The following is a 19,184-nucleotide window of genomic DNA, read 5'->3' as shown; positions in this document are numbered from 1 at the left end:
TTAAGAAAATCCTAGATTTGAAATTTTGTTCTGAAACCTATTCGATTTAAAATAGATCAATGAATCAAAGGCTGAAACAATACCTTCTCTGAAAAGAGCGTAAAAACTAGGTTTCAGCAATGCACTTGATACCTTCTATTTTAAAATCAATAATAGCAAAAGTATCAAATGCCTGGGGATCTTTTCATCCCTGAAATCAGGGAATTGGGGAGTCTAATTAGGCTTCCCGAATTAATCCGTATTCTATAGCCGATTTTACTGCCGCAGTAACACTTTTGGTTTGAAATTTTTCCATTAGATTTTTGCGATGGCTCTCTACCGTATGTGAACTGATAAACAATGAATCGGCAATTTGATTTGTTGTCATTCCTTGCGCCACGAAAGTAAGCACCTCTTTCTCGCGACGTGTCAATTTTGGCACCTGCTTAAGCCCCATTTCCACCTTCTTGTTCAGGATCGCCTGCGTTTTCTCACAGAGATACCTTTTGCCGACAAGAACAGCGGAAATGGCAGCAATTATTTCATCACCATTTGCATTTTTCTGTAGATAGGCATTGGCACCCTCATTTAAAATGCTGTTAATCACTGCAAATTCATTATGTACACTAAACGCAATAATTTTCAAATCCTTATTGCTTTCCTTTAGACCTTTAACCAAATCAATACCGTTAGCATCCGGCAGATTGATATCGAGCAGCAATACCAATGGCATATCAGCAGGAATACGATGGAACAGTTCAGTGGCGCTGGAATACATGCCCACAACTTCAAAATCTTCATGCGCATTTATAATGTTTTTCAATCCCTCAAGTAGCAAAGGGTGATCGTCTGTAATCGCTATTTTTATCATTTTTCCAAAAAGTTAAATCATAGGTAATTCCAATTCTATGGTTGTACCCGCTCCATTCTCCGACATAACCTTCATTTCCCCGTGTAGAAACGAAAGTCTTGACCGCACATTATGCATTCCCGCAGAGTGCTGCAAATCGACACTTTCCATATCAAAACCCTTGCCATCATCTTCAATAGTAATATGTAAACGTTTATTATGTGAAGAAAGCTGTATTAAAATGTTGGCCGCATTAGCATGTTTCAACGCGTTATTCACCAATTCTTGAATAATTCTGTACAAAGAAATTTCCTGTTCCGTGCTTAAGGTTGATTCAAATTGTAAAAATTCACATTCTACTTGACATGTCGATTGACTCATTCGGTTTGCATAGTCTCTTAAAGTTTCTTTCAAACCATATTTTACAATTAAATCTGGCATAAGATTATGTGCAAGCCGGCGAAGTTCATCTACAGCCCCGTCCAGCAAATCAATACTTCGATCGATTCCTTCTTTCATGGATTCCTGCTCCAATACATTTTTATTTATGGCTGATAATCCCAATTTGGTACTTGACAGCAAACCTCCTAATCCATCATGCAGGTCGCGAGCAAGACGGGTACGCTCTTTCTCTTCCCCGGCCAACATTGCAGTCAGGTTTTTAATAGCATGTTGTTGATTATTCTTTTCCATCTCCAGTTCATGCAAATGAACCTTCTGCTTCAAGGCCTTTGAACGTTGCCAATACGCATAAAACAGCAAAACAATCACAACCAAACAACTGACGAACAACCAAATATAAATTGAATTCATTCGTGATTTAAAGGCAATTTGCTTTTTTGACACGTCAAGTTCTTGCAAGCGCTGTTCATTTTCCAGTTGGCTTAATTGCAAATCCTGTTCCTTTTTATCCCGTTCAAGTTGGAGTACCTTGAGCTGTTGTGTTCGATTGAGTTCATTTAATTTCAAATTCTCCACCAGTTGACGTTGTCTATCGTTCAAGACTTTCATCAGCTTGATCTGCTGTTCCTTTTTCTCGCCTTCCAATCGAAGCCGCATTAACTTTTGGTTTTGCAATTCACGCTCATACTTTAGCTCAAGTTGCTTCGTCTTATCCAGTTTATCCGAATTAAATGCTTTTTCAAATACATCTATGTAACTTTTTTGATAATTGAAAGCTTCCTCATATTTACCCTCTTCAACACTTACTTCAGCCAGTCTGCTAAACAGGCTTAACCCGACTTGGTAATCATAATGGGGCTCTCTTTGAAGATTGTGCAGTGCCTGCTGCAGATATTTTTTTCCTTCCTCTCGATGTCCGACTTTGAAAGATTCATCAGCGAGGATACCGTAAGCAGGTATTGTAATGGCATATTGTCCCGTTTCAGCAGCAATATCTAAGGCCTGTTTCGCATATGATATTGCTTTTTTACCACCATTTTCTGGATAAAACTCATGGTACAGATTCGCTAAATTAACAGAAACGTAAGCTAAATCTGTTGGATTAACAAGATGTTTCTCGTTCTTTTCTACCAAATTGTAAGCCTCAAGATAGTGTTGTTCAGCTTTCCTTAATAGATTTTGGTCTGCATTATTGGATCTATACTCCTCTTCAAATAGGTAACCAGCCTGCATGTAAGCGTCAAATAGGCTATTGACATTCTTTCCTTCCTTCGCCGTTTCCAGCAGAAGCGTGGTGTACTTTTCTTGAAAATCATAATTGCGTTGGTTTGCATAGATCGCTGTAAGCTCCTTATAAACTGCCAATTTTCGGGCGATATTTGCCTCAGTCGGTGGCGCCTTCTCTAAAAATGAAATTGCTTTATGGAATTGGGAAACAGCCTCATCCTCTTTATTCTGTCGTGTCATAACCCATCCATCACAATAATGCACATACCCCTTTATTCCATTATCGTTAACTATGGGGAGTACAGATTTAGCATGTTCTAAATAATAGCGTGATTTTTCAAATGCATGATCATTAAAACTGTTCATGGCAGCAATACAATTCAAATAGGCATAATATTGCTTGTCAGGATAATTTCTGGCCAACTGAATATTATCATTAAGCAATTGACTGGCCAGCGCTTTTTCATTACTAAAATATAGGGCTTGTGCATATTTACCCGTTAACACAAACCGTTCTTTACTTCCTAAAGGAAGACTGTAATACGACTTCTGCAAATCTTGCAGCTGTTCTTGCGCAACAATAGCATCGCAAAAGCACAATAAAACAAAGAATATTAGTACAGATTTCCAAAAAGTTCGAACATGCCCCATAAAATCAAATCTAGCGTCTAGCTATGTGAATTGGCCAAACATAGATAAAATTGCTCTTATACGCAATTCGTTGTCTCGAAAATAAATTAACTTCCCCCTGTTATTGACCTAATTAACCGAACCTTGCTGAGCAAAAAATTGTACCTTTGTAACAATGAAGTACACCTATCTTTTTCTTGCTATAGCCGCAGAGATATTTGCAACCACTTTCCTCAAGAAGTCTGCGGGTTTTACCCTTATAAAGCCTACCATTCTCTGTATTGTAGGCTATATTATTGCCTTCTATTTTTTAAGTATCACACTTAAATACCTGCCCGTCGGAATATCCTACGCAATTTGGTCTGGCGTTGGTATTGTAGCCATTACGCTTATTGGTATGTTCTTATTTAAACAGATTCCCGATACAGCAGCCATTATCGGTATGGTCTTGATTGTTGTTGGAGTCATTATTATCAATCTGTTTTCAAAAATGGGCGCACATTAGTTGATCTAAGATCAAAATTTGTATTTTTGTAACTTACATAAATAAAAGGATACGTGTCGTTAGAGAAACTAAAACTTAGCAAAAGATTGAATGCTACGATGACCGAACTCGGTTATCTTGCTCCAAAGGAAATTCAAAGTAGATGCATTTCCAGAATTCTTGGTGGACAGGATGTGATTGCCATCGCTCCAGAAGGTGCAGGCAAAACCACAACTTATGTCTTATCTACCTTGATGAAGTTGAAATTCACAACAGATGAAGCTCCGAAGTTTTTGATCTTGGCGCCTAATGAAGAACGTATCGACGAAATTGTTGAGAGATTCTATCAATTAAGCAAAAATAAAGATCTTCGCATCATTGGATTGCGGGCTTCAGGCAGCATGGAAGAAGAAATCGAAGAACTGGTTGATGGAAAAGACATTGTTGTAGCTACCCCAAATCGTGCAAGAGCTATCTATCTTAAATTGGCTTTGAATCTCAACCGTATTCAGACACTGATTATCGATGATGCTGAAGAGATTATCAAACAAGGAATGCAAAATACGGTAAGGGAATTAGCCGAAAGCTGCGGAAAAGTACAACATTTAGTTTTCAGTACTGTTGAACACCAAAAACTTTATGACATGATCGACAATTTCATGAATGAAAATTGTGCCTCGGTCGAAATAGATGAACTTGAGAATGACACTGTCGACACCCTAGATCTATTATTATATCATGTTCCTAATTTCACAACAAAGATCAATTTATTAAATCTTCTGTTGCAGGATAAAGAAGTATTTCAAAAAGTAGTCGTCTTTGTAAATTCGAAGCTTACTGCCCAAAAGTTGGCCAGCAGTTTGTTCAGTAGCAATAAAGAAGAAATTGCTATCCTCAATCCATTGTTCTATGATGATTTTGGCTATGAGACGATGGAAGATTTCAAGGAAAATAGTCAATCTCGTGTCCTAATAATTGCACGGGAAAATACGAACGATGTAGACCTTTCCGCTGTTCCATTCATTTTTCAATTTGAGTTACCAAATGAAAAGGAGGAATTCTTAAATCATCTTGTTAAAAATGACGAAAATGAAGAATCAGTCGTGTTGACTTTCACAACAGATCTGGAATTACCCATGGTTAAAAAAATAGAACAGGCTGTCGGTAAAAGAATGGATGTTTTGGAACTGCCAGAGGATCTTGTAATCTATAATCCCATCACCGATAAAAAGAAAAAGTCGAGCAAGGAGGAAGATAAAGAAGATCTTTCCCGAGGTGGCGCATTCCACCAAAAGAAAGAAAGCAATGCCAAGACTTTTAATTATGGCGGTGGCGAAAAGGCAAAAATGACCATGAAAATGAAAAAGAAATAAAAAAGGGAAGTTTTAAACTTCCCTTTTTTAAATAACAGCATACTGTTATCATTTTATCAACAAATCCTTTTCATACACAATTTCCCTTCGATGAGGTAAATTCGAAATACTGCTATGGTGAAGTCCTCGTTGACTGTAGTTTACTTGAGAATTTTCTTCAACAATTTAATATACGCATTTGCGATTCTTTCCATACCTTGATCATTTGGATGAGCGTAGTCAACGGTCGAATTCAGATCCAGATTAAGGTCTTGACTCGACAATAAGAAAAGCTGACGGATTCCTTTTGATTGTAATTTTTCAAAAGTCGCCTTCAGCACACGGCTACTTTGCTGGTATTCCGCATTTTTATCTTCATTAAAGACTTCGGCTATGCTCCCCGAACTATGCTGTGTCAAAATAATGGGTGTCGTCGGATGTTCTTTTCTTAAAAATGTCACCGCATTGACCAACAGTGAATCCAATTGCTCTTCTGTTAGCGACTTTGAAATAGCAAGATTAGGAATACAATCCAACACATAACAGGCAGCATCTACACTATTCATCACATCCAAAATCGGTTGTTCCAATCGACCGTTACCAGAAAAGCATAAGTTGATCATTTCATGGTCAAACGCACGTCCCACTTGGTTGGTCCAAGCTAAGCCTGGGCGACTGGTACAGGCCCCCTGTCCAATCGAGGTCCCATACACAACAATAGGTTTGGCTGCTGTGGTATGGGTATACGTTAATTTAGCGGTATTTGGCACACCAATCTTTAACCACTTAACCGTATTGTATAGCGGAAGATATAAGCGGTAATTAAATTTTCCATTGCGCCCTATATTCTTCCATGTATAAGAAATGGTATCCGAAAAATCATAATTGCCATAAGCCCATTTCCATTCCTTGTTTACAGTATCATAAGCATAAAGATCAAGCCCACTGACACCTGTTGTTGGCATATGGGGCATATTTAAACCGCCAGCCACTTGGTATTGAACCATAATCTCAGGTGAAGTAGTTTGAAAGTCAATATAGAATCCCGCACTATTCTTCCCCAGTTCCCATACGGGTTTACGTACCTGGCTTTCCAGTTCATCCGGAAGTCTATTGAAGGCCGAAAGCTTCTGATTCTCCAGCCTACCTTCCACATGCTTATCTTCTAGTGGAGAAAACCAACTATAACTCTCCTGCGCTTTGATGGCAGAAAAAGACAACAACAAAAACGCTGTCAATGCAACTTTTGAGAACATACAATAATTTAGCTTTAAGTTTGGTGTAATTGATTATAAAAAAGGAGCCTATTGGCTCCTTTCTATTGCGATTTATTTATTATACTATAAAATAGCTTGTCTAACTCGGACCAGTTTTTCCATCAAGCCTTCAAGTAAATCCAAATGTAACATATTGGCGCCATCAGACTTCGCATTTGCCGGATCAGGATGTGTTTCTATAAACAGGCCGTCGGCTCCCACCGCTATTGCAGCTTTGGCTATTGTTTCAATTAATGCTGGTTTCCCTCCTGTTACGCCAGAAGTTTGATTCGGTTGTTGTAAGGAATGTGTACAGTCCATTATTGTGGGCACGTTAAAAGAACGCATTTCGGGAATCCCGCGATAATCTACAATGAGATCCTGATAGCCGAAAGTATTACCGCGATCAGTTAAAAAAACCTTCTCATTTCCAGATTCCACGATCTTATCCACTGCAAATTTCATAGATCCAGCACTCAAAAACTGACCTTTCTTTACATTGACCACCTTGTTCGTTTTTGCTGCTGCAACTAATAAGTCAGTCTGTCTGCACAAAAATGCTGGAATTTGAAGAACGTCAACGTATGCGGCTGCCATTTCCGCCTCATGGCTCTCATGGATATCCGTCACCGTCGGTACACCAAAAGTTTTCCCAACTTTCTCTAAAATCTTCAACGCTTTCTCATCACCTATCCCCATAAATGAATCTAGCCGCGATCTATTGGCCTTACGGTAAGATCCCTTGAAAATGTACGGAATATTTAGTTTATCTGTAATTGTAACAATCTTTTCAGCAATACGCAAAGCGATTTCTTCTCCTTCAATTGCACATGGCCCCGCCATTAAAAAGAAATTCTGCGATGTCCCATTCTTGATTTCGGGAATGTATTTGTTAATCATATAATTATAAAAAATTAATTGCCGAGTTCTGATAAAAATTTGATTCGCATCAATTGGAGATCCTCATAGCTATAATCGTCTCCACCTAATTCTTTAAGCGCATCATTAATTGAATCAGTCTCTGCTGTCTTAAAATAGTCATATACCTCATCTTGACGATCCTCATCTATGACCTCATCAATAAAGTAATTGATATTGATTTTCGTTCCTGCGTTTACGATCGTCTCAATTTCTTTCAATATTTCTTCATAAGTTATCCCCTTAGCTGAGGCAATATCATCTAATGCAATTTTACGATCGATATTTTGAATAATAGACACTTTTAATGCCGATTTATTAGCTGTACTCTTAATGACAAGATCCACAGGTCTATCAATTTCATTCTCCTCAACATAGTCTTTGATCAAGGCAATAAATGGAGCACCAAATTTAATCGCTTTACCATTCCCTACCCCCTGAATCTGTTTCAACTCATCGATAGCAATTGGATAATGTGTACACATCTCTTCCAGCGAAGGATCTTGAAAGATAACAAACGGCGGCAGGGACTTGCCCTTTGCAATTTTCTTACGTAAATCTTTAAGCATACCCAACAAGACGGTATCTAAGGCCCCTGTACCCTGTCCTGTATCTTCCGAACTTGTATTATCCCCCCCTTCAATTGGACGATTCAAAACAAATTTTAGTTGATAAGGATTATCCAGATAATGACGACCAATAGCTGGCAATTTTAAAAGGCCATAATGATCAATATCTTTTTCGATAAAGTTATCAAGCACTGCCTGCCTAAGTAAGGATTTCCAATAAATAACACCTTTATCTTTGCCCTTTCCGAAAAGACGATGTTCATCATGTTTATAGGCGGATACGGGTTGGTTGTTTTGGCCGATCATGACGTTAATCACGTGATGATCATCAAATTTTTCACCCTGTTCTTGAATAAAGCCCAATACATCTTTTAAAGCGTCTTCGGCCTCAAAATATTCTTTTTCCGAACGACAATTATCACACATATTATTACAGCCCTGCTCGTCAAAATTTTCTCCAAAATAATGAAGAATCTGTTTACGGCGACATACTGCAGACTCCGAATAATCAATAACCTCTTTTAAGATCTGTGTGCCAATCTCACGTTCAGCCACAGGTTTATCTTTCATAAACTTGGTCAGTTTTTCAACATCTTTTTCCGAATAAAAAGCCAAGCAATAACCATCACCCCCATCACGTCCAGCACGTCCAGTTTCCTGATAATATCCCTCCATGGATTTAGGAATATCGTGGTGAATCACATAACGAACATCAGGTTTATCTATTCCCATACCAAAAGCAATGGTAGCCACAATCACTTCGACATCCTCCATCAAAAATTTATCCTGTGTATCTGCTCTTGTTTTGGCGTCTAAACCCGCGTGGTAAGGTAAAGCTTTGATGCCATTTAGGTTCAAAACCTCACTGATTTCTTCTACCTTTTTACGGCTCAAACAATAGACAATGCCCGTCTTACCCGATTTGGTTTTGATAAAACGTACAATTTCTTTTACGACATCTTTTTTAGGTCTTACCTCGTAATATAAGTTGCTACGATTAAATGATGACTTAAATAAAACAGCATCAGTCATCTGCAAATTTTTACGAATATCAGACTGTACTTTAGGTGTTGCTGTCGCTGTAAGCGCAATAATAGGAATATTGGCCCCTATTTCATTAATGACCTGGCGTATTTTACGATATTCTGGTCTAAAATCGTGTCCCCATTCGGAAATACAATGCGCTTCGTCAACCGCTACAAATGACACGGTGATTTGGTGTAAGAAGTCCAAATTATCTTGCTTAGCAAGAGATTCCGGAGCGACATACAGCAATTTGGTCTTCCCAGCGATTACATCATCCTTAACCTTTGTAATCTCACTTTTATTCAATGAAGAATTCAAAAAATGAGCGATACTATCTTCGCCACCGAATGCACGAAGCTGATCTACTTGGTTTTTCATTAAAGCAATCAACGGAGAAATAACAATTGCAGTCCCCTCACTCATGAGTGCTGGAAGTTGATAGCAAATTGATTTCCCTCCTCCGGTTGGCATAATTACAAACGTGTCTCTCCGTTGAAGAATACTGTTTATAATTGCCTCCTGATCCCCCTTAAAAGTATCAAAACCAAAAAAATCTTGTAAATTGTCGAAAAGTGATTTTTCTATTTCCATTGCGCCTTGGGCAAAAATAAGATAGATAAATGAAGAAATAATCTTGAAAAATAATCTATTTTTGCAATCTATTCTAATACATAAAAGTAAGAGTATTTTTTGTGAAAAACAACTACGAAATAAAAAATATAGCTATTCAAGCTATTCAAGAAGAAGCCAAGGCAGTAGCTGCTTTAGCTCAATATATTGATGATGATTTTGTTACCGTTGTCGATCGTATTCTTAATTTGCACGGCCGAGTTATTGTAACTGGAATTGGTAAAAGCGCTATTATTGCTCAAAAGATAGTTGCAACGCTCAATTCGACAGGTACACCATCGATTTTTATGCATGCTGCTGATGCTATCCATGGAGATCTTGGTATCATCCAACAAAATGATTTGATTATTGCCATCTCTAAAAGTGGTAATACACCTGAGATTAAAGTACTTGTTCCCTTTTTAAAACAGACAAAGAATGTATTGGTTGCTTTGGTCGGAAATACAGATTCCTACCTCGCTAAAAATGCCGACTATATTTTAAATACCACCGTTGAGAAAGAAGCTTGTCCCAACAACCTTGCACCAACTTCAAGTACAACTGCTCAGTTGGCAATGGGTGATGCGCTTGCCGTGGTATTACAAGAGTGCCGTGATTTCACGGATAAAGATTTTGCAAAATACCATCCAGGAGGAGCATTAGGCAAAAAGCTGTACTTGAGAGTCGGCGATCTATCCGATCAGAATGGCAAACCTAGCGTCCCACAACAAGCCACAGTAAGTGATATCATCATCACCATAACACAGTTTAGACTGGGAGCTGTCGCCGTGTTGGATGATGAAAACATACTTGGCATCATCACAGATGGTGATATCCGTCGTATGCTGGAGAAACACACGGATTTAGCGACAATTACTGCCGCCGATATCATGGGAAAATCACCTAAAATTATCGATAAAGATGAATTGGCCGCCAATGCGCTCCATATTATGCGTGAAAACAATATCACACAACTATTGGTTTCCGACAAAGGAAATTACGCTGGTGTTATCCACATACAGGATCTATTGAAAGAAGGGATAATATAACTGTAATAAAGTTGTTAGATGTACAATAAATTGGCAATAAATATTAAATTTGGCATATCAGTTGTACTATTTTAATCGTAAAGTAATATTTTAGAAGCATGAAAAAGTATATAACAATCTTAGCAGTGATCATTTCCTTTATTGGTTTTTCTTCGATGCAAACAGGACAAGGAGAATTTAAATTCGAAAAAGAAACACATGATTTTGGTAAAATTCCTGCCGGCACGCCCGTTTCGTATAATTTCAAATTTTCTAACACCGGTAGCGAGCCAATTATCATTTCCAACGTGGTGCCTACCTGTGGATGTTCTGTAGCAGAATTTACAAAAACGCCAATCAAACCAGGAGAAAGTGGTACGATTAAAGTGACTTACAATGCTGCAGCAAAAGCGCCATTCACAAAGAGCTTCACGGTGCAGTCGAATACCAAGACTCCTGTAAAAACGCTATACATTAAGGGTATTGTAGAATAACAATTCCCATAGATAAAACGAAAAAAGCCACATTATCATGTGGCTTTTTTCGTTTTATTTTGGTTAGCTTTGCACTACTAATTTTAAAAAAACTATAATGCCAGTAATATCAGAAAAAGGGCTGAATATGCCTGCGTCGCCTATTAGAAAGTTGACGCCATATGCTGATCAAGCAAAAAAAGAAGGTAAAAAGATATATCACCTCAATATCGGACAACCTGATATCCAAACACCTGAAGTGATGCTTAATGCTTTGAAAAATATACAGTTCAAAGTGTGGGCCTACACACCTTCTGAAGGTACAGCCTCTTACCGAAACAAGTTAGCAGAATATTATAATAAGCTAAATTATAATATCGAGCCGACAGATATATTAGTAACAAATGGTGGTTCGGAAGCGATTATGATCGCTATGCAAGCCTGTTTAAATGAAGGCGAAGAGATCATCATTCCAGAGCCATTTTATGCGAATTACAATGGTTTTGCTTGTTCCTCCGATGTGGTAATCAAACCAATCATGTCCTATATTGAAAGTGGATTTGCATTACCTTCCATCGCCGAATTTGAAAAAGTAATTACCGCTAAAACCAAAGCAATCTGCATCTGTAATCCAAATAACCCTACAGGTTACCTTTATTCCAGAGAAGAACTCGAAGCTCTTCGTGAACTTTGTCTAAAATATGATCTTTACCTTTTTTCAGATGAGGCTTATCGTGAATTTTGTTACGATGGCAGAGCGTTTATCTCACCAATGCATTTAGAAGGTCTCGAAAATAATGTCGTTATTTTTGATACAGTATCAAAACGTTACTCCGCTTGTGGTGCGCGTATTGGATGTATCATTACCAAAAATAAAGAACTATATCAGACAGCACTGAAATTTGCACAAGCGCGCTTAAGCCCATCCTTAGAAGGACAAATAGCGGGTGAAGCTGCTGTTGATACACCAGACAGTTACTTCGAGGCGGTATCCAAAGAATATACAGCAAGAAGAGATACCCTCGTAAAAGGGCTCAATGCCATTGAAGGAGTTTACTCTCCTAACCCGGGTGGCGCATTTTACGTCGTAGCCAAATTACCAATTGATAATGCAGATAAATTCTGTCAATGGATGTTGGAAGAGTTCTCTTACAATAACGAAACAGTTATGATGGCTCCAGCTACGGGCTTTTATAGTACAGAGGGTGCTGGAGTAAATGAAGTCCGCCTGGCCTATGTACTGAATCAGGATGATCTTAAAAGCGCTTTAGTTTGCTTAGAGAAAGCACTCCAAGTGTATCCGGGACGCACAAATTAACAATAAGATAACAGCACTTAAGAAAGGCGGAACATGCATGTTCCGCCTTTTTCTTTTTTCATGGTTCCTTCCCATAAACCCCAATTCTATTTCTTTTTAAAAAAAAACAAAACAAAGTTTTGAAGCATCTTGTTCTTCTAATAGTAACAAAAGCGATTTCATATGGATAAATTGAAGAAATTCCAATTGATGGAAAAAATAGCGAGAGAATTAGAAGATGTCAGAAATAGCCAGCAAGCTGTTTTGGAAAAAATAGGCAAAATCGAAGTTGATAACATTGAACTCGGCGATAAAAATATCGAAAAAACAATTCCCGATATCTATCAACGTACATCAGATAATTCAGATGCTATTAAAGCTCTTCTGGAATCTTTTCAAGATGAGACAGCAGAGTTTGGAGAAAAGAACAATGTTGGAAAATTATTGGAACAACAACAAATTAACAGTATAAAATAATGATATTCCAAACACAAAGAAGGTCGATTAAATAATCGGCCTTCTTTGTGTTTTATAATTGGACTTTTGCAGCCTTAGCTTTCAAATACTCTTCTTCAACAAAATGGAGCTGTTGTTCTGGTGTCAGATTAGAATTATCCAAAACAATCGCGTCTTCCGCTTGTCGTAATGGACTTTCCGCACGGGTACTGTCGATACGGTCACGTGTTGCAAGATTTTCCACGACTTCTTCCAACGTCACATCCTCCCCTTTTTCCGTCAACTCCAAATAACGTCGCGCAGCACGTACTTTAGGATCGGCCGTCATAAAAATCTTCAGATCAGCATCTGGAAAAACAGTAGTACCGATATCACGGCCATCCATAATAATATTTCGTCTGCTACCCAATTTTTGCTGCTGGGCAACCATGGCAACCCGGACAGCTTTAATTGCACTCACATCACTAACTTTATCAGAAATATACATCTGACGGATCTCTTCCGAAATATCCTCATCATTTAGATGGATCTCCGTCTTTATTGCATTTGGGATAAAATCAATATGGATATCTTTTAGTGCGCTTTCGATCGCTTCTTGATCATCCAGCGCTATTTTATGCCGGATAAAATAGAGTGTGACAGCCCTATACATGGCTCCGCTATCAATAAAGGCAAACTTCAGTTTTTTTGCCAAAGCTTTTGCCAGTGTACTCTTACCGCAGGAGGAAAAACCATCTATGGCAATAATAAAATTGTGACGTCCACTCATTATTCGTTTCCTCCTATGATTACACCTGGGCGATTGACCAAAGGAACCTTAGTCAGGTTACCATCCACAATGCTTTCAGGTAAAAAGATATATTTTTTATCGTAAATAATGTTATCAATATAAAAACTCAACCAATATTCATTTGTAAGCCCGAATACCTGTTCATCAATCGCTTCAACACGATCGAAAGATTTAGCTTCTATATTACCAATAAAATGACGCAAAGTCGTTGTTGTTACTTGTCGGCCATCCTTTTCGCCATAACCTTTTGAGCTAATCAGCACGTTCTGAATAGCAATATTCTTGTCGTTGATAACATAGACAGTCCAATTTTTTGTCTCCACCGTCTCACCTTCCAAAACGACGGCGATCATAATGTCTTTGACTATATTTTCAGGCAAATCTGCTTTCATGCTTATTTAGACTTTGTAGTTTTTTTAGCTGGAGCCTTCTTAGCGGTAGTCTTTTTTGCTACAGTTTTCTTTTCTGTTGTTTTTGTTTTAGTTGCTTTTCCTTTTGGCGCATCCGCCTCAGCCCATTTTAACACATCTTCATAGGTAATTTTTTCAATTTCCGTTCCCTTAGGAATCTTCAGATTCTGCTTGCCAAAACGAATAAATGGCCCCCAGCGTCCCTGTTCAATCTGAGCATCCGGATTTTCATCAAAAACCCGAATCACTTTTTCGATATCTTTCTGACGTTTGTCTTTGATAATCTGTATCGCCTCTTCTTCTGTCACATCCAATGGGTCAACACCTTTTGGTAGTGAGTAAAACGCCGAATTGTGACGGATATAAGGTCCAAATCGCCCAACAGCAACCGTCATTTCCTTATCTTCAAATAAACCAACTTTTTTCGGTAATTTGAACAATTCCATGGCATCATCAAAAGTAATGGTTTCGATCATCTGTCCCTTTCTCAAGGAAGCAAAACGAGGTTTCTCTTCATCGTCAGGAGAACCAATCTGTACCAATGGGCCGAACTTACCAATGCGAACCGAAACAGGCTTACCGGAAACCGGATCGACACCGAGCTCACGCTCATTATTCGCACGATCTGCATTGACTAAAGTATCTTCTACCTCAGAATGAAAAGGCCCATAGAAATCATGCAGCATTTTTGTCCATTCGGTCAGTCCATGCGCAATATCATCAAATTCTTTTTCTACGTTGGCCGTAAAATGAAAATCCACAATACCGTTGAAGTGTTCAACCAAAAAGTCATTCACGACAACACCGATATCTGTTGGAAACATTTTTCCTTTTTCGGCACCAGTGATTTCGGTTTTTGTTACCGCTGTTAATTCGGCATCCTTTAATGTCAGTACACGGTAATCGCGCGATTTACCTTCACGCTCTTCCTTTATGACATACCCGCGGTTTTGAATCGTTGAAATCGTAGGGGCGTAGGTTGAAGGACGGCCAATTCCCAATTCCTCTAATTTTTTCACCAAAGCAGCTTCCGTATAACGTGCTGGAGGTCGTGTAAAACGCTCCGTCGCCGACATGTTTTTCAACGTTAATGGCATACCAACAGCTAATGGTGGAAGAATAGCATTGTCACTATCTTCGTCCATCGCGTTGTCTTGATCGTCATCCAAGGATTCCATGTAAACTTTCAAGAATCCATCAAATTTCATCACCTCTCCTGAAGCATTCAAATCTTCAGTACGAGTTGATATGTCGATTTTTGCCAATGTACGTTCAAACTCCGCTTCACTCATTTGAGAAGCAATTGCTCTTTTCCAAATAAGCTCGTATAATCTTTTTTCGGATGCATCGCCATCGATGGTGTGCTCAGAGAAATAAGTAGGACGAATAGCTTCGTGCGCCTCTTGTGCACCCGATGTCTTTGTTTTATATTTTCTGACTTTATGGTACTGGTTACCATAAGCCGATTTGATTTCCTTTTCAGCAGCCTCAATCGCCGTATCACTCAAATTAACAGAATCGGTACGCATATAGGTAATTCGTCCTGATTCATACAGCCTTTGAGCCACCTGCATGGTGCGGGCAACCGAAAATCCAAGTTTCCGGCTTGCTTCCTGCTGTAATGTTGATGTAGTAAATGGCGCTGCCGGTGAACGCTTCGCAGGTTTTGTTTCGAGATTTTTTACAGAAAAAAGCGCTGCTTTACAATCCTCCAAAAATTTGGTCGCCTCTGCCTCTGTCGCAAAACGCTGCGGAAGCTCGGCTTTAAAACTATCCTTAACTTTTCCCGTATGAAAAAAAGCAACGATCTTAAAAGCCGCTTCGGGTTCAAATTTATTGATTTCACGCTCACGATCTACAATCAGACGAACCGCAACTGACTGCACGCGTCCGGCAGATAAAGAAGGTTTCACCTTTTTCCATAGAACCGGAGACAATTCAAATCCGACTAATCGATCTAACACCCTTCGCGCTTGTTGTGCATTTACGAGGTTATAATCTATTTTACGCGGGTTGTCAATAGCCTTCAAAATAGCTGGCTTTGTAATCTCATGAAACACAATTCTTTTTGTGCTTTCATCTTTTAATCCCAAAGTCTCAAATAAATGCCATGAAATAGCCTCTCCTTCGCGGTCCTCATCGGACGCTAACCAAACGGTTTCTGCAGCTTTAGCCAATTTCTTCAGTTCACTTACAACCGCCTTTTTGTCGGATGGAACTTCATACTTTTGTTCAAAATTCTTTTCGGTATCAATTGCATCATCGGTTTTCACCAAGTCGCGAATATGTCCATAACTTGACTTGACCAAAAAATCCTTTCCTAAATACCCTTCTATCGTTTTCGCTTTCGCCGGAGACTCAACTATCAATAAATTTTTCGCCATCTAATTTGAGATTTGTGCAAATAAAGGGAATTCTGAAAGGAATGACAATAATTTCTTACAAAAAAGACAAAAAAAATAGATTTCATGTCGACAATTAAGAAATTTATCCTACAATCAAGAAGCAGGTAACGAGCTCATGGTTGGCATAGAAACGCTGTCAGATCAAGGTAATTTGCCCATCGAACTACTTTGTGCCCCTCAATTTCAAACCAAAACAAATTCATTTAACTTTATTCGGTTTCGAATTCACCTTCATAAAGTTGCAAAATCAAGTATTCGAAACAGTTAAAATACGTAAAAGCAAAATATATATGTATATTCGCTTATTCAAAAGGGCAATATATAACAACTCCGCTATTTTGTTTAAATATTTTAATAATGAAAAGAAGTCTTCTCAGAATTGCCTTTTGGGGCACGTTATTACCATTTGCATCTTGTTCAGTTATGAAAGATTCAGCAAAATCAACTTCAGACAATTTCCCTAAACTTAGCTTGGAAGCGCATCGTGGTGGCCGCGGCCTATACCCTGAAGAATCTATCGCTGCCATGAAAAATGCAATAGATTTTGCAAAGGTGACAACACTGGAAATGGATTGTCATATTACCAAAGACCGTAAGGTTGTTGTCTTTCACGACGATTACCTTAACCCGAAGTTTGTATTGAAACCCAATGGCACCGAAATTTCTGACAAGGACAAACCGTTGAGAATTTACGATATGCTTTATAAAGATCTGGTTAAGTACGATATCGGATCGAAATTTTACAAAGAGTTTCCTGAACAAAAAAAACAGGTTACACGTATAGCAAAACTAGCAGACCTTATTGATAGTACTGAAGCCTACGCAAATCTAAAAAGGAAAGCGCCGATGTTTTACAATATCGAAGTGAAAAGTAAGGAAGATAAAGATGGTATTTTCCATCCAAGGGTTGAAGAATTTGTGGATCTTATGGTACAGGTAATCACCGATAAAAAAATTGCTGCGCGAACCGTTATTCAATCGTTTGATAGCAGAGCCATTAACTATCTGCACAAAGCATATCCTCAAATCAAAGTTTCTTATCTTATTGATGCAAACCATACAAAAAGTATTGAGCAAACAATTGCAGCTTTGGGTTTTACGCCTTTTATTATAAGTCCGCATCATAAAATAGTAACAAGCGATTATGTCAAGCAGTGTCACAAAGCTGGTATCAAGGTCATTCCTTGGACAGTCAATACGAAAGAAGAAATCGAGCAACTAAAAGCCGTGAAAGTTGATGGCATTATTAGCGATTACCCCAATTTGTTTTAACAAATACTTCGCATGGTTCGCTTAGAATAAAAATATCAGTTTCAGTGTATCTCAATGCCAGAGAAACCATGTACAGCCAAAGCAAAGTAGTCCCTTGATCGTCCTAAACTACTTTGCTTTGGCTTTGTTTTTTAATGCTTTGTCAATATATTCCCGCCCCTTCTGGACCAAAAATTCAGAGCGGTGATAATCCCAAAGGTTACAGATATTATAGGGAATGTCCACCACCACATCGGGCCGGTATAAATCAACAATCATACGGCTCATTTTCCTGCGCATCACATAGTATGACGCTTGGAGTATATCCAACGAATTCGAAGTCCTTGTATCCAGTTTTTTGATAACAGAATATTGTTTATCCGGTTTAGATTCCAGATTAACCGCTATGATTAGGTTCTCTTTCTTGGTGACATGATTTATAGGCAATGGATTGAGTACCCCGCCATCAACATAGACATGATTGTCGTCTTCTACAGCTGTAAACACCGCGGGAATGGCAATCGACGCCCGAATGGCATCATACATACTTCCAAAGTCCAGCACAACCTCCTTTTCGTAGTTTAGATCTGTCGCAACGGCTTTAAACAAAATAGGGAAAGTCTCAATATTAGCATCCGGAATCACAGATTTCAAGGCGTTAAACACCTTGATCCCCTTCATCATCCCCAGTCCCTTCCAGCTAAAATCCATCATATTAAAGACCGATTTCTTCGTCAGGCGCTGCATCCATTCTTCCAGAACATCCATCTTCCCCTGTGCATAGATACCACCGACAAGCGCTCCTATTGAACAACCTACCACCTCATCGATTTCGTAGCCCAGCTCTTCAAGACGTCGAATAATACCAATATGCACCAGGCCTCTTGCACCACCCCCGCCCAGAACAAGGGTAACTTTACGATTTAAAAAAGCTTTCTCCACCATAGTTATACAAATACTTGAAACACTTGTTTACATCCATGCAACAATGTAAACAGATAATCATCGTTATTATATGTATTTTTGATTACAATATACGCAGTAAAAAAAGAAATATGAAAATAGAAATTTGGTCGGACATCATTTGTCCTTTTTGTTATATTGGTCTGACAAAGCTTGAACTAGCTCTTCAGGAGTCCACAAGTAAGCCATCCGCTAAAATCATCTGGAAATCGTATCAGCTTAACCCTGATTATCCCGAAGATGCTCCAGCAATGCCAACCTACGATTACCTCGTTCAAACGAAAGGCATGAGTATGGACGATGTCGTTGCGATGACCTCACAGCTCAGTGCACAAGGAAAAGAGCTGGGTATTGATCTGAACTTTGAAAAAGCAATCGTTGTAAATACAAAAAAAGCACATCGTCTGATACATTTTGCCCAAGCGCAACAAAAAGGCACTCAGATCAAGAAAGCCTTATTTAAAGCTCATTTTACGGATGGTCTTGATGTAAATAACAACGAGGTGCTCAGCACGATTGCTGCGCAAGAGCATCTTTCCGCTCAGGAGGTAAAAAACTTATTGGAATCTGATGAATATGCTTATGATGTTGCACAGGATATTCAAGAAGGTGTCAGCTTAGGACTCCGAGGTGTCCCTTTCTTTGTATTTGACAGAAAATATGCTATCCCCGGAGCACAGCCCATGGAAGTCTTTCACAACACCATAAATGAATGCTTGGCCAGTCAGCCAACACCGCTTGAACGCAGAGGCGAAGAAGGCCCTTCATGTGATCCTGAAACAGGAAAATGTGAATAAAGAAAGGAAAAA

Annotated in this window: 17 protein-coding genes; 8 read left to right on the top strand and 9 right to left on the bottom strand. The window is 38.8% G+C overall.

Annotated elements, in window-relative coordinates; all coding sequences use genetic code 11:
* Positions 1-217: 217 nt before the first annotated feature.
* Both B4Z47_RS07310 and B4Z47_RS07305 read right to left on the bottom strand, forming a co-directional pair.
* Positions 218-850, bottom strand: a complete 633-nt coding sequence (locus B4Z47_RS07310) for a response regulator (RefSeq protein ID WP_070561086.1) — start codon at positions 848-850, stop codon at positions 218-220.
* Positions 851-862: 12 nt separating this feature from the next.
* Complete coding sequence (locus tag B4Z47_RS07305) at positions 863-3,013, bottom strand: sensor histidine kinase (RefSeq protein WP_201639164.1); 2,151 nt, start codon at positions 3,011-3,013, stop codon at positions 863-865.
* A gap of 250 nt (positions 3,014-3,263) precedes the next feature.
* Between B4Z47_RS07305 and B4Z47_RS07300 the strand changes: the two genes are divergently transcribed.
* Entirely contained in the window at positions 3,264-3,593 is a 330-nt protein-coding gene (locus tag B4Z47_RS07300; protein WP_070561088.1) for a DMT family transporter, read from the top strand.
* Between the two features lie 53 nt (positions 3,594-3,646).
* Positions 3,647-4,945, top strand: coding sequence for a DEAD/DEAH box helicase (locus tag B4Z47_RS07295; protein WP_070561089.1), 1,299 nt, complete (start codon positions 3,647-3,649; stop codon positions 4,943-4,945).
* A 140-nt stretch (positions 4,946-5,085) separates the two neighbouring features.
* On the opposite strand, the gene B4Z47_RS07290 is transcribed toward B4Z47_RS07295, so the two are convergent.
* From B4Z47_RS07290 to recQ, 3 genes are all read right to left on the bottom strand, one after another.
* Entirely contained in the window at positions 5,086-6,180 is a 1,095-nt protein-coding gene (locus B4Z47_RS07290; RefSeq protein ID WP_115048825.1) for an SGNH/GDSL hydrolase family protein, read from the bottom strand.
* A gap of 84 nt (positions 6,181-6,264) precedes the next feature.
* A complete protein-coding gene (gene kdsA / locus B4Z47_RS07285; protein ID WP_070561091.1) occupies positions 6,265-7,080 on the bottom strand; it encodes a 3-deoxy-8-phosphooctulonate synthase in 816 nt (271 codons plus the stop codon).
* 14 nt (positions 7,081-7,094) lie between these two features.
* The gene (gene recQ, locus B4Z47_RS07280; protein ID WP_115048827.1) at positions 7,095-9,284 is read right to left on the bottom strand and encodes a DNA helicase RecQ; all 2,190 of its coding nucleotides are present in this window, start codon (positions 9,282-9,284) and stop codon (positions 7,095-7,097) included.
* 101 nt (positions 9,285-9,385) lie between these two features.
* Between recQ and B4Z47_RS07275 the strand changes: the two genes are divergently transcribed.
* From B4Z47_RS07275 to B4Z47_RS07260, 4 genes are all read left to right on the top strand, one after another.
* A complete protein-coding gene (locus B4Z47_RS07275) occupies positions 9,386-10,351 on the top strand; it encodes a KpsF/GutQ family sugar-phosphate isomerase (protein ID WP_070561093.1) in 966 nt (321 codons plus the stop codon).
* A 98-nt stretch (positions 10,352-10,449) separates the two neighbouring features.
* Positions 10,450-10,824, top strand: a complete 375-nt coding sequence (locus tag B4Z47_RS07270) for a DUF1573 domain-containing protein (protein ID WP_075992841.1) — start codon at positions 10,450-10,452, stop codon at positions 10,822-10,824.
* A gap of 97 nt (positions 10,825-10,921) precedes the next feature.
* Entirely contained in the window at positions 10,922-12,121 is a 1,200-nt protein-coding gene (locus tag B4Z47_RS07265; protein ID WP_070561095.1) for a pyridoxal phosphate-dependent aminotransferase, read from the top strand.
* Between the two features lie 162 nt (positions 12,122-12,283).
* Positions 12,284-12,577 (top strand): hypothetical protein, encoded by a 294-nt coding sequence (locus tag B4Z47_RS07260; protein WP_115048829.1) that lies wholly within the window; start codon positions 12,284-12,286, stop codon positions 12,575-12,577.
* Between the two features lie 52 nt (positions 12,578-12,629).
* On the opposite strand, the gene cmk is transcribed toward B4Z47_RS07260, so the two are convergent.
* The 3 genes from cmk to topA are packed head-to-tail and all read right to left on the bottom strand — an operon-like array spanning position 12,630 to position 16,140.
* A complete protein-coding gene (gene cmk, locus B4Z47_RS07255) occupies positions 12,630-13,325 on the bottom strand; it encodes a (d)CMP kinase (RefSeq protein ID WP_070561097.1) in 696 nt (231 codons plus the stop codon).
* Positions 13,325-13,738: a hypothetical protein gene (locus B4Z47_RS07250; RefSeq protein ID WP_046672862.1), complete on the bottom strand. Its 414-nt coding sequence runs from the start codon at positions 13,736-13,738 to the stop codon at positions 13,325-13,327. Before B4Z47_RS07250 ends, cmk begins: the two co-directional genes overlap by 1 nt.
* A gap of 2 nt (positions 13,739-13,740) precedes the next feature.
* Positions 13,741-16,140, bottom strand: a complete 2,400-nt coding sequence (gene topA / locus B4Z47_RS07245) for a type I DNA topoisomerase (RefSeq protein ID WP_070561098.1) — start codon at positions 16,138-16,140, stop codon at positions 13,741-13,743.
* 378 nt (positions 16,141-16,518) lie between these two features.
* Here topA and B4Z47_RS07240 point away from each other — a divergent pair, with 378 nt between their 5' ends.
* Positions 16,519-17,433 (top strand): glycerophosphodiester phosphodiesterase family protein, encoded by a 915-nt coding sequence (locus tag B4Z47_RS07240; protein WP_070561099.1) that lies wholly within the window; start codon positions 16,519-16,521, stop codon positions 17,431-17,433.
* A 108-nt stretch (positions 17,434-17,541) separates the two neighbouring features.
* On the opposite strand, the gene B4Z47_RS07235 is transcribed toward B4Z47_RS07240, so the two are convergent.
* Positions 17,542-18,357 carry a patatin-like phospholipase family protein gene (locus B4Z47_RS07235; protein ID WP_070561100.1) on the bottom strand — a complete coding sequence of 272 codons (816 nt, stop codon included), beginning with the start codon at positions 18,355-18,357 and terminating at the stop codon, positions 17,542-17,544.
* Between the two features lie 110 nt (positions 18,358-18,467).
* Between B4Z47_RS07235 and B4Z47_RS07230 the strand changes: the two genes are divergently transcribed.
* Complete coding sequence (locus tag B4Z47_RS07230) at positions 18,468-19,172, top strand: DsbA family oxidoreductase (RefSeq protein WP_159332947.1); 705 nt, start codon at positions 18,468-18,470, stop codon at positions 19,170-19,172.
* Positions 19,173-19,184: the final 12 nt, after the last annotated feature.

The sequence above is a fragment of the Sphingobacterium sp. UBA2610 genome (assembly GCF_002339225.1).
In the GTDB taxonomy this organism is placed as follows: Bacteria; Bacteroidota; Bacteroidia; order Sphingobacteriales; family Sphingobacteriaceae; genus Sphingobacterium; species Sphingobacterium multivorum.
This window is presented reverse-complemented; position numbering and strand designations above follow the sequence as displayed.

Excerpts from the sequence above, each read along its gene's own strand:
- B4Z47_RS07235 (WP_070561100.1), bottom strand. The coding sequence starts at position 18,357 with ATGGTGGAGAAAGCTTTTTTAAATCGTAAAGTTACCCTTGTTCTGGGC.
- recQ (WP_115048827.1), bottom strand. The coding sequence starts at position 9,284 with ATGGAAATAGAAAAATCACTTTTCGACAATTTACAAGATTTTTTTGGT.
- cmk (WP_070561097.1), bottom strand. The coding sequence starts at position 13,325 with ATGAGTGGACGTCACAATTTTATTATTGCCATAGATGGTTTTTCCTCC.
- topA (WP_070561098.1), bottom strand. The coding sequence starts at position 16,140 with ATGGCGAAAAATTTATTGATAGTTGAGTCTCCGGCGAAAGCGAAAACG.
- B4Z47_RS07265 (WP_070561095.1), top strand. The coding sequence starts at position 10,922 with ATGCCAGTAATATCAGAAAAAGGGCTGAATATGCCTGCGTCGCCTATT.
- kdsA (WP_070561091.1), bottom strand. The coding sequence starts at position 7,080 with ATGATTAACAAATACATTCCCGAAATCAAGAATGGGACATCGCAGAAT.
- B4Z47_RS07250 (WP_046672862.1), bottom strand. The coding sequence starts at position 13,738 with ATGAAAGCAGATTTGCCTGAAAATATAGTCAAAGACATTATGATCGCC.
- B4Z47_RS07270 (WP_075992841.1), top strand. The coding sequence starts at position 10,450 with ATGAAAAAGTATATAACAATCTTAGCAGTGATCATTTCCTTTATTGGT.
- B4Z47_RS07310 (WP_070561086.1), bottom strand. The coding sequence starts at position 850 with ATGATAAAAATAGCGATTACAGACGATCACCCTTTGCTACTTGAGGGA.
- B4Z47_RS07290 (WP_115048825.1), bottom strand. The coding sequence starts at position 6,180 with ATGTTCTCAAAAGTTGCATTGACAGCGTTTTTGTTGTTGTCTTTTTCT.
- B4Z47_RS07300 (WP_070561088.1), top strand. The coding sequence starts at position 3,264 with ATGAAGTACACCTATCTTTTTCTTGCTATAGCCGCAGAGATATTTGCA.
- B4Z47_RS07230 (WP_159332947.1), top strand. The coding sequence starts at position 18,468 with ATGAAAATAGAAATTTGGTCGGACATCATTTGTCCTTTTTGTTATATT.
- B4Z47_RS07260 (WP_115048829.1), top strand. The coding sequence starts at position 12,284 with ATGGATAAATTGAAGAAATTCCAATTGATGGAAAAAATAGCGAGAGAA.
- B4Z47_RS07240 (WP_070561099.1), top strand. The coding sequence starts at position 16,519 with ATGAAAAGAAGTCTTCTCAGAATTGCCTTTTGGGGCACGTTATTACCA.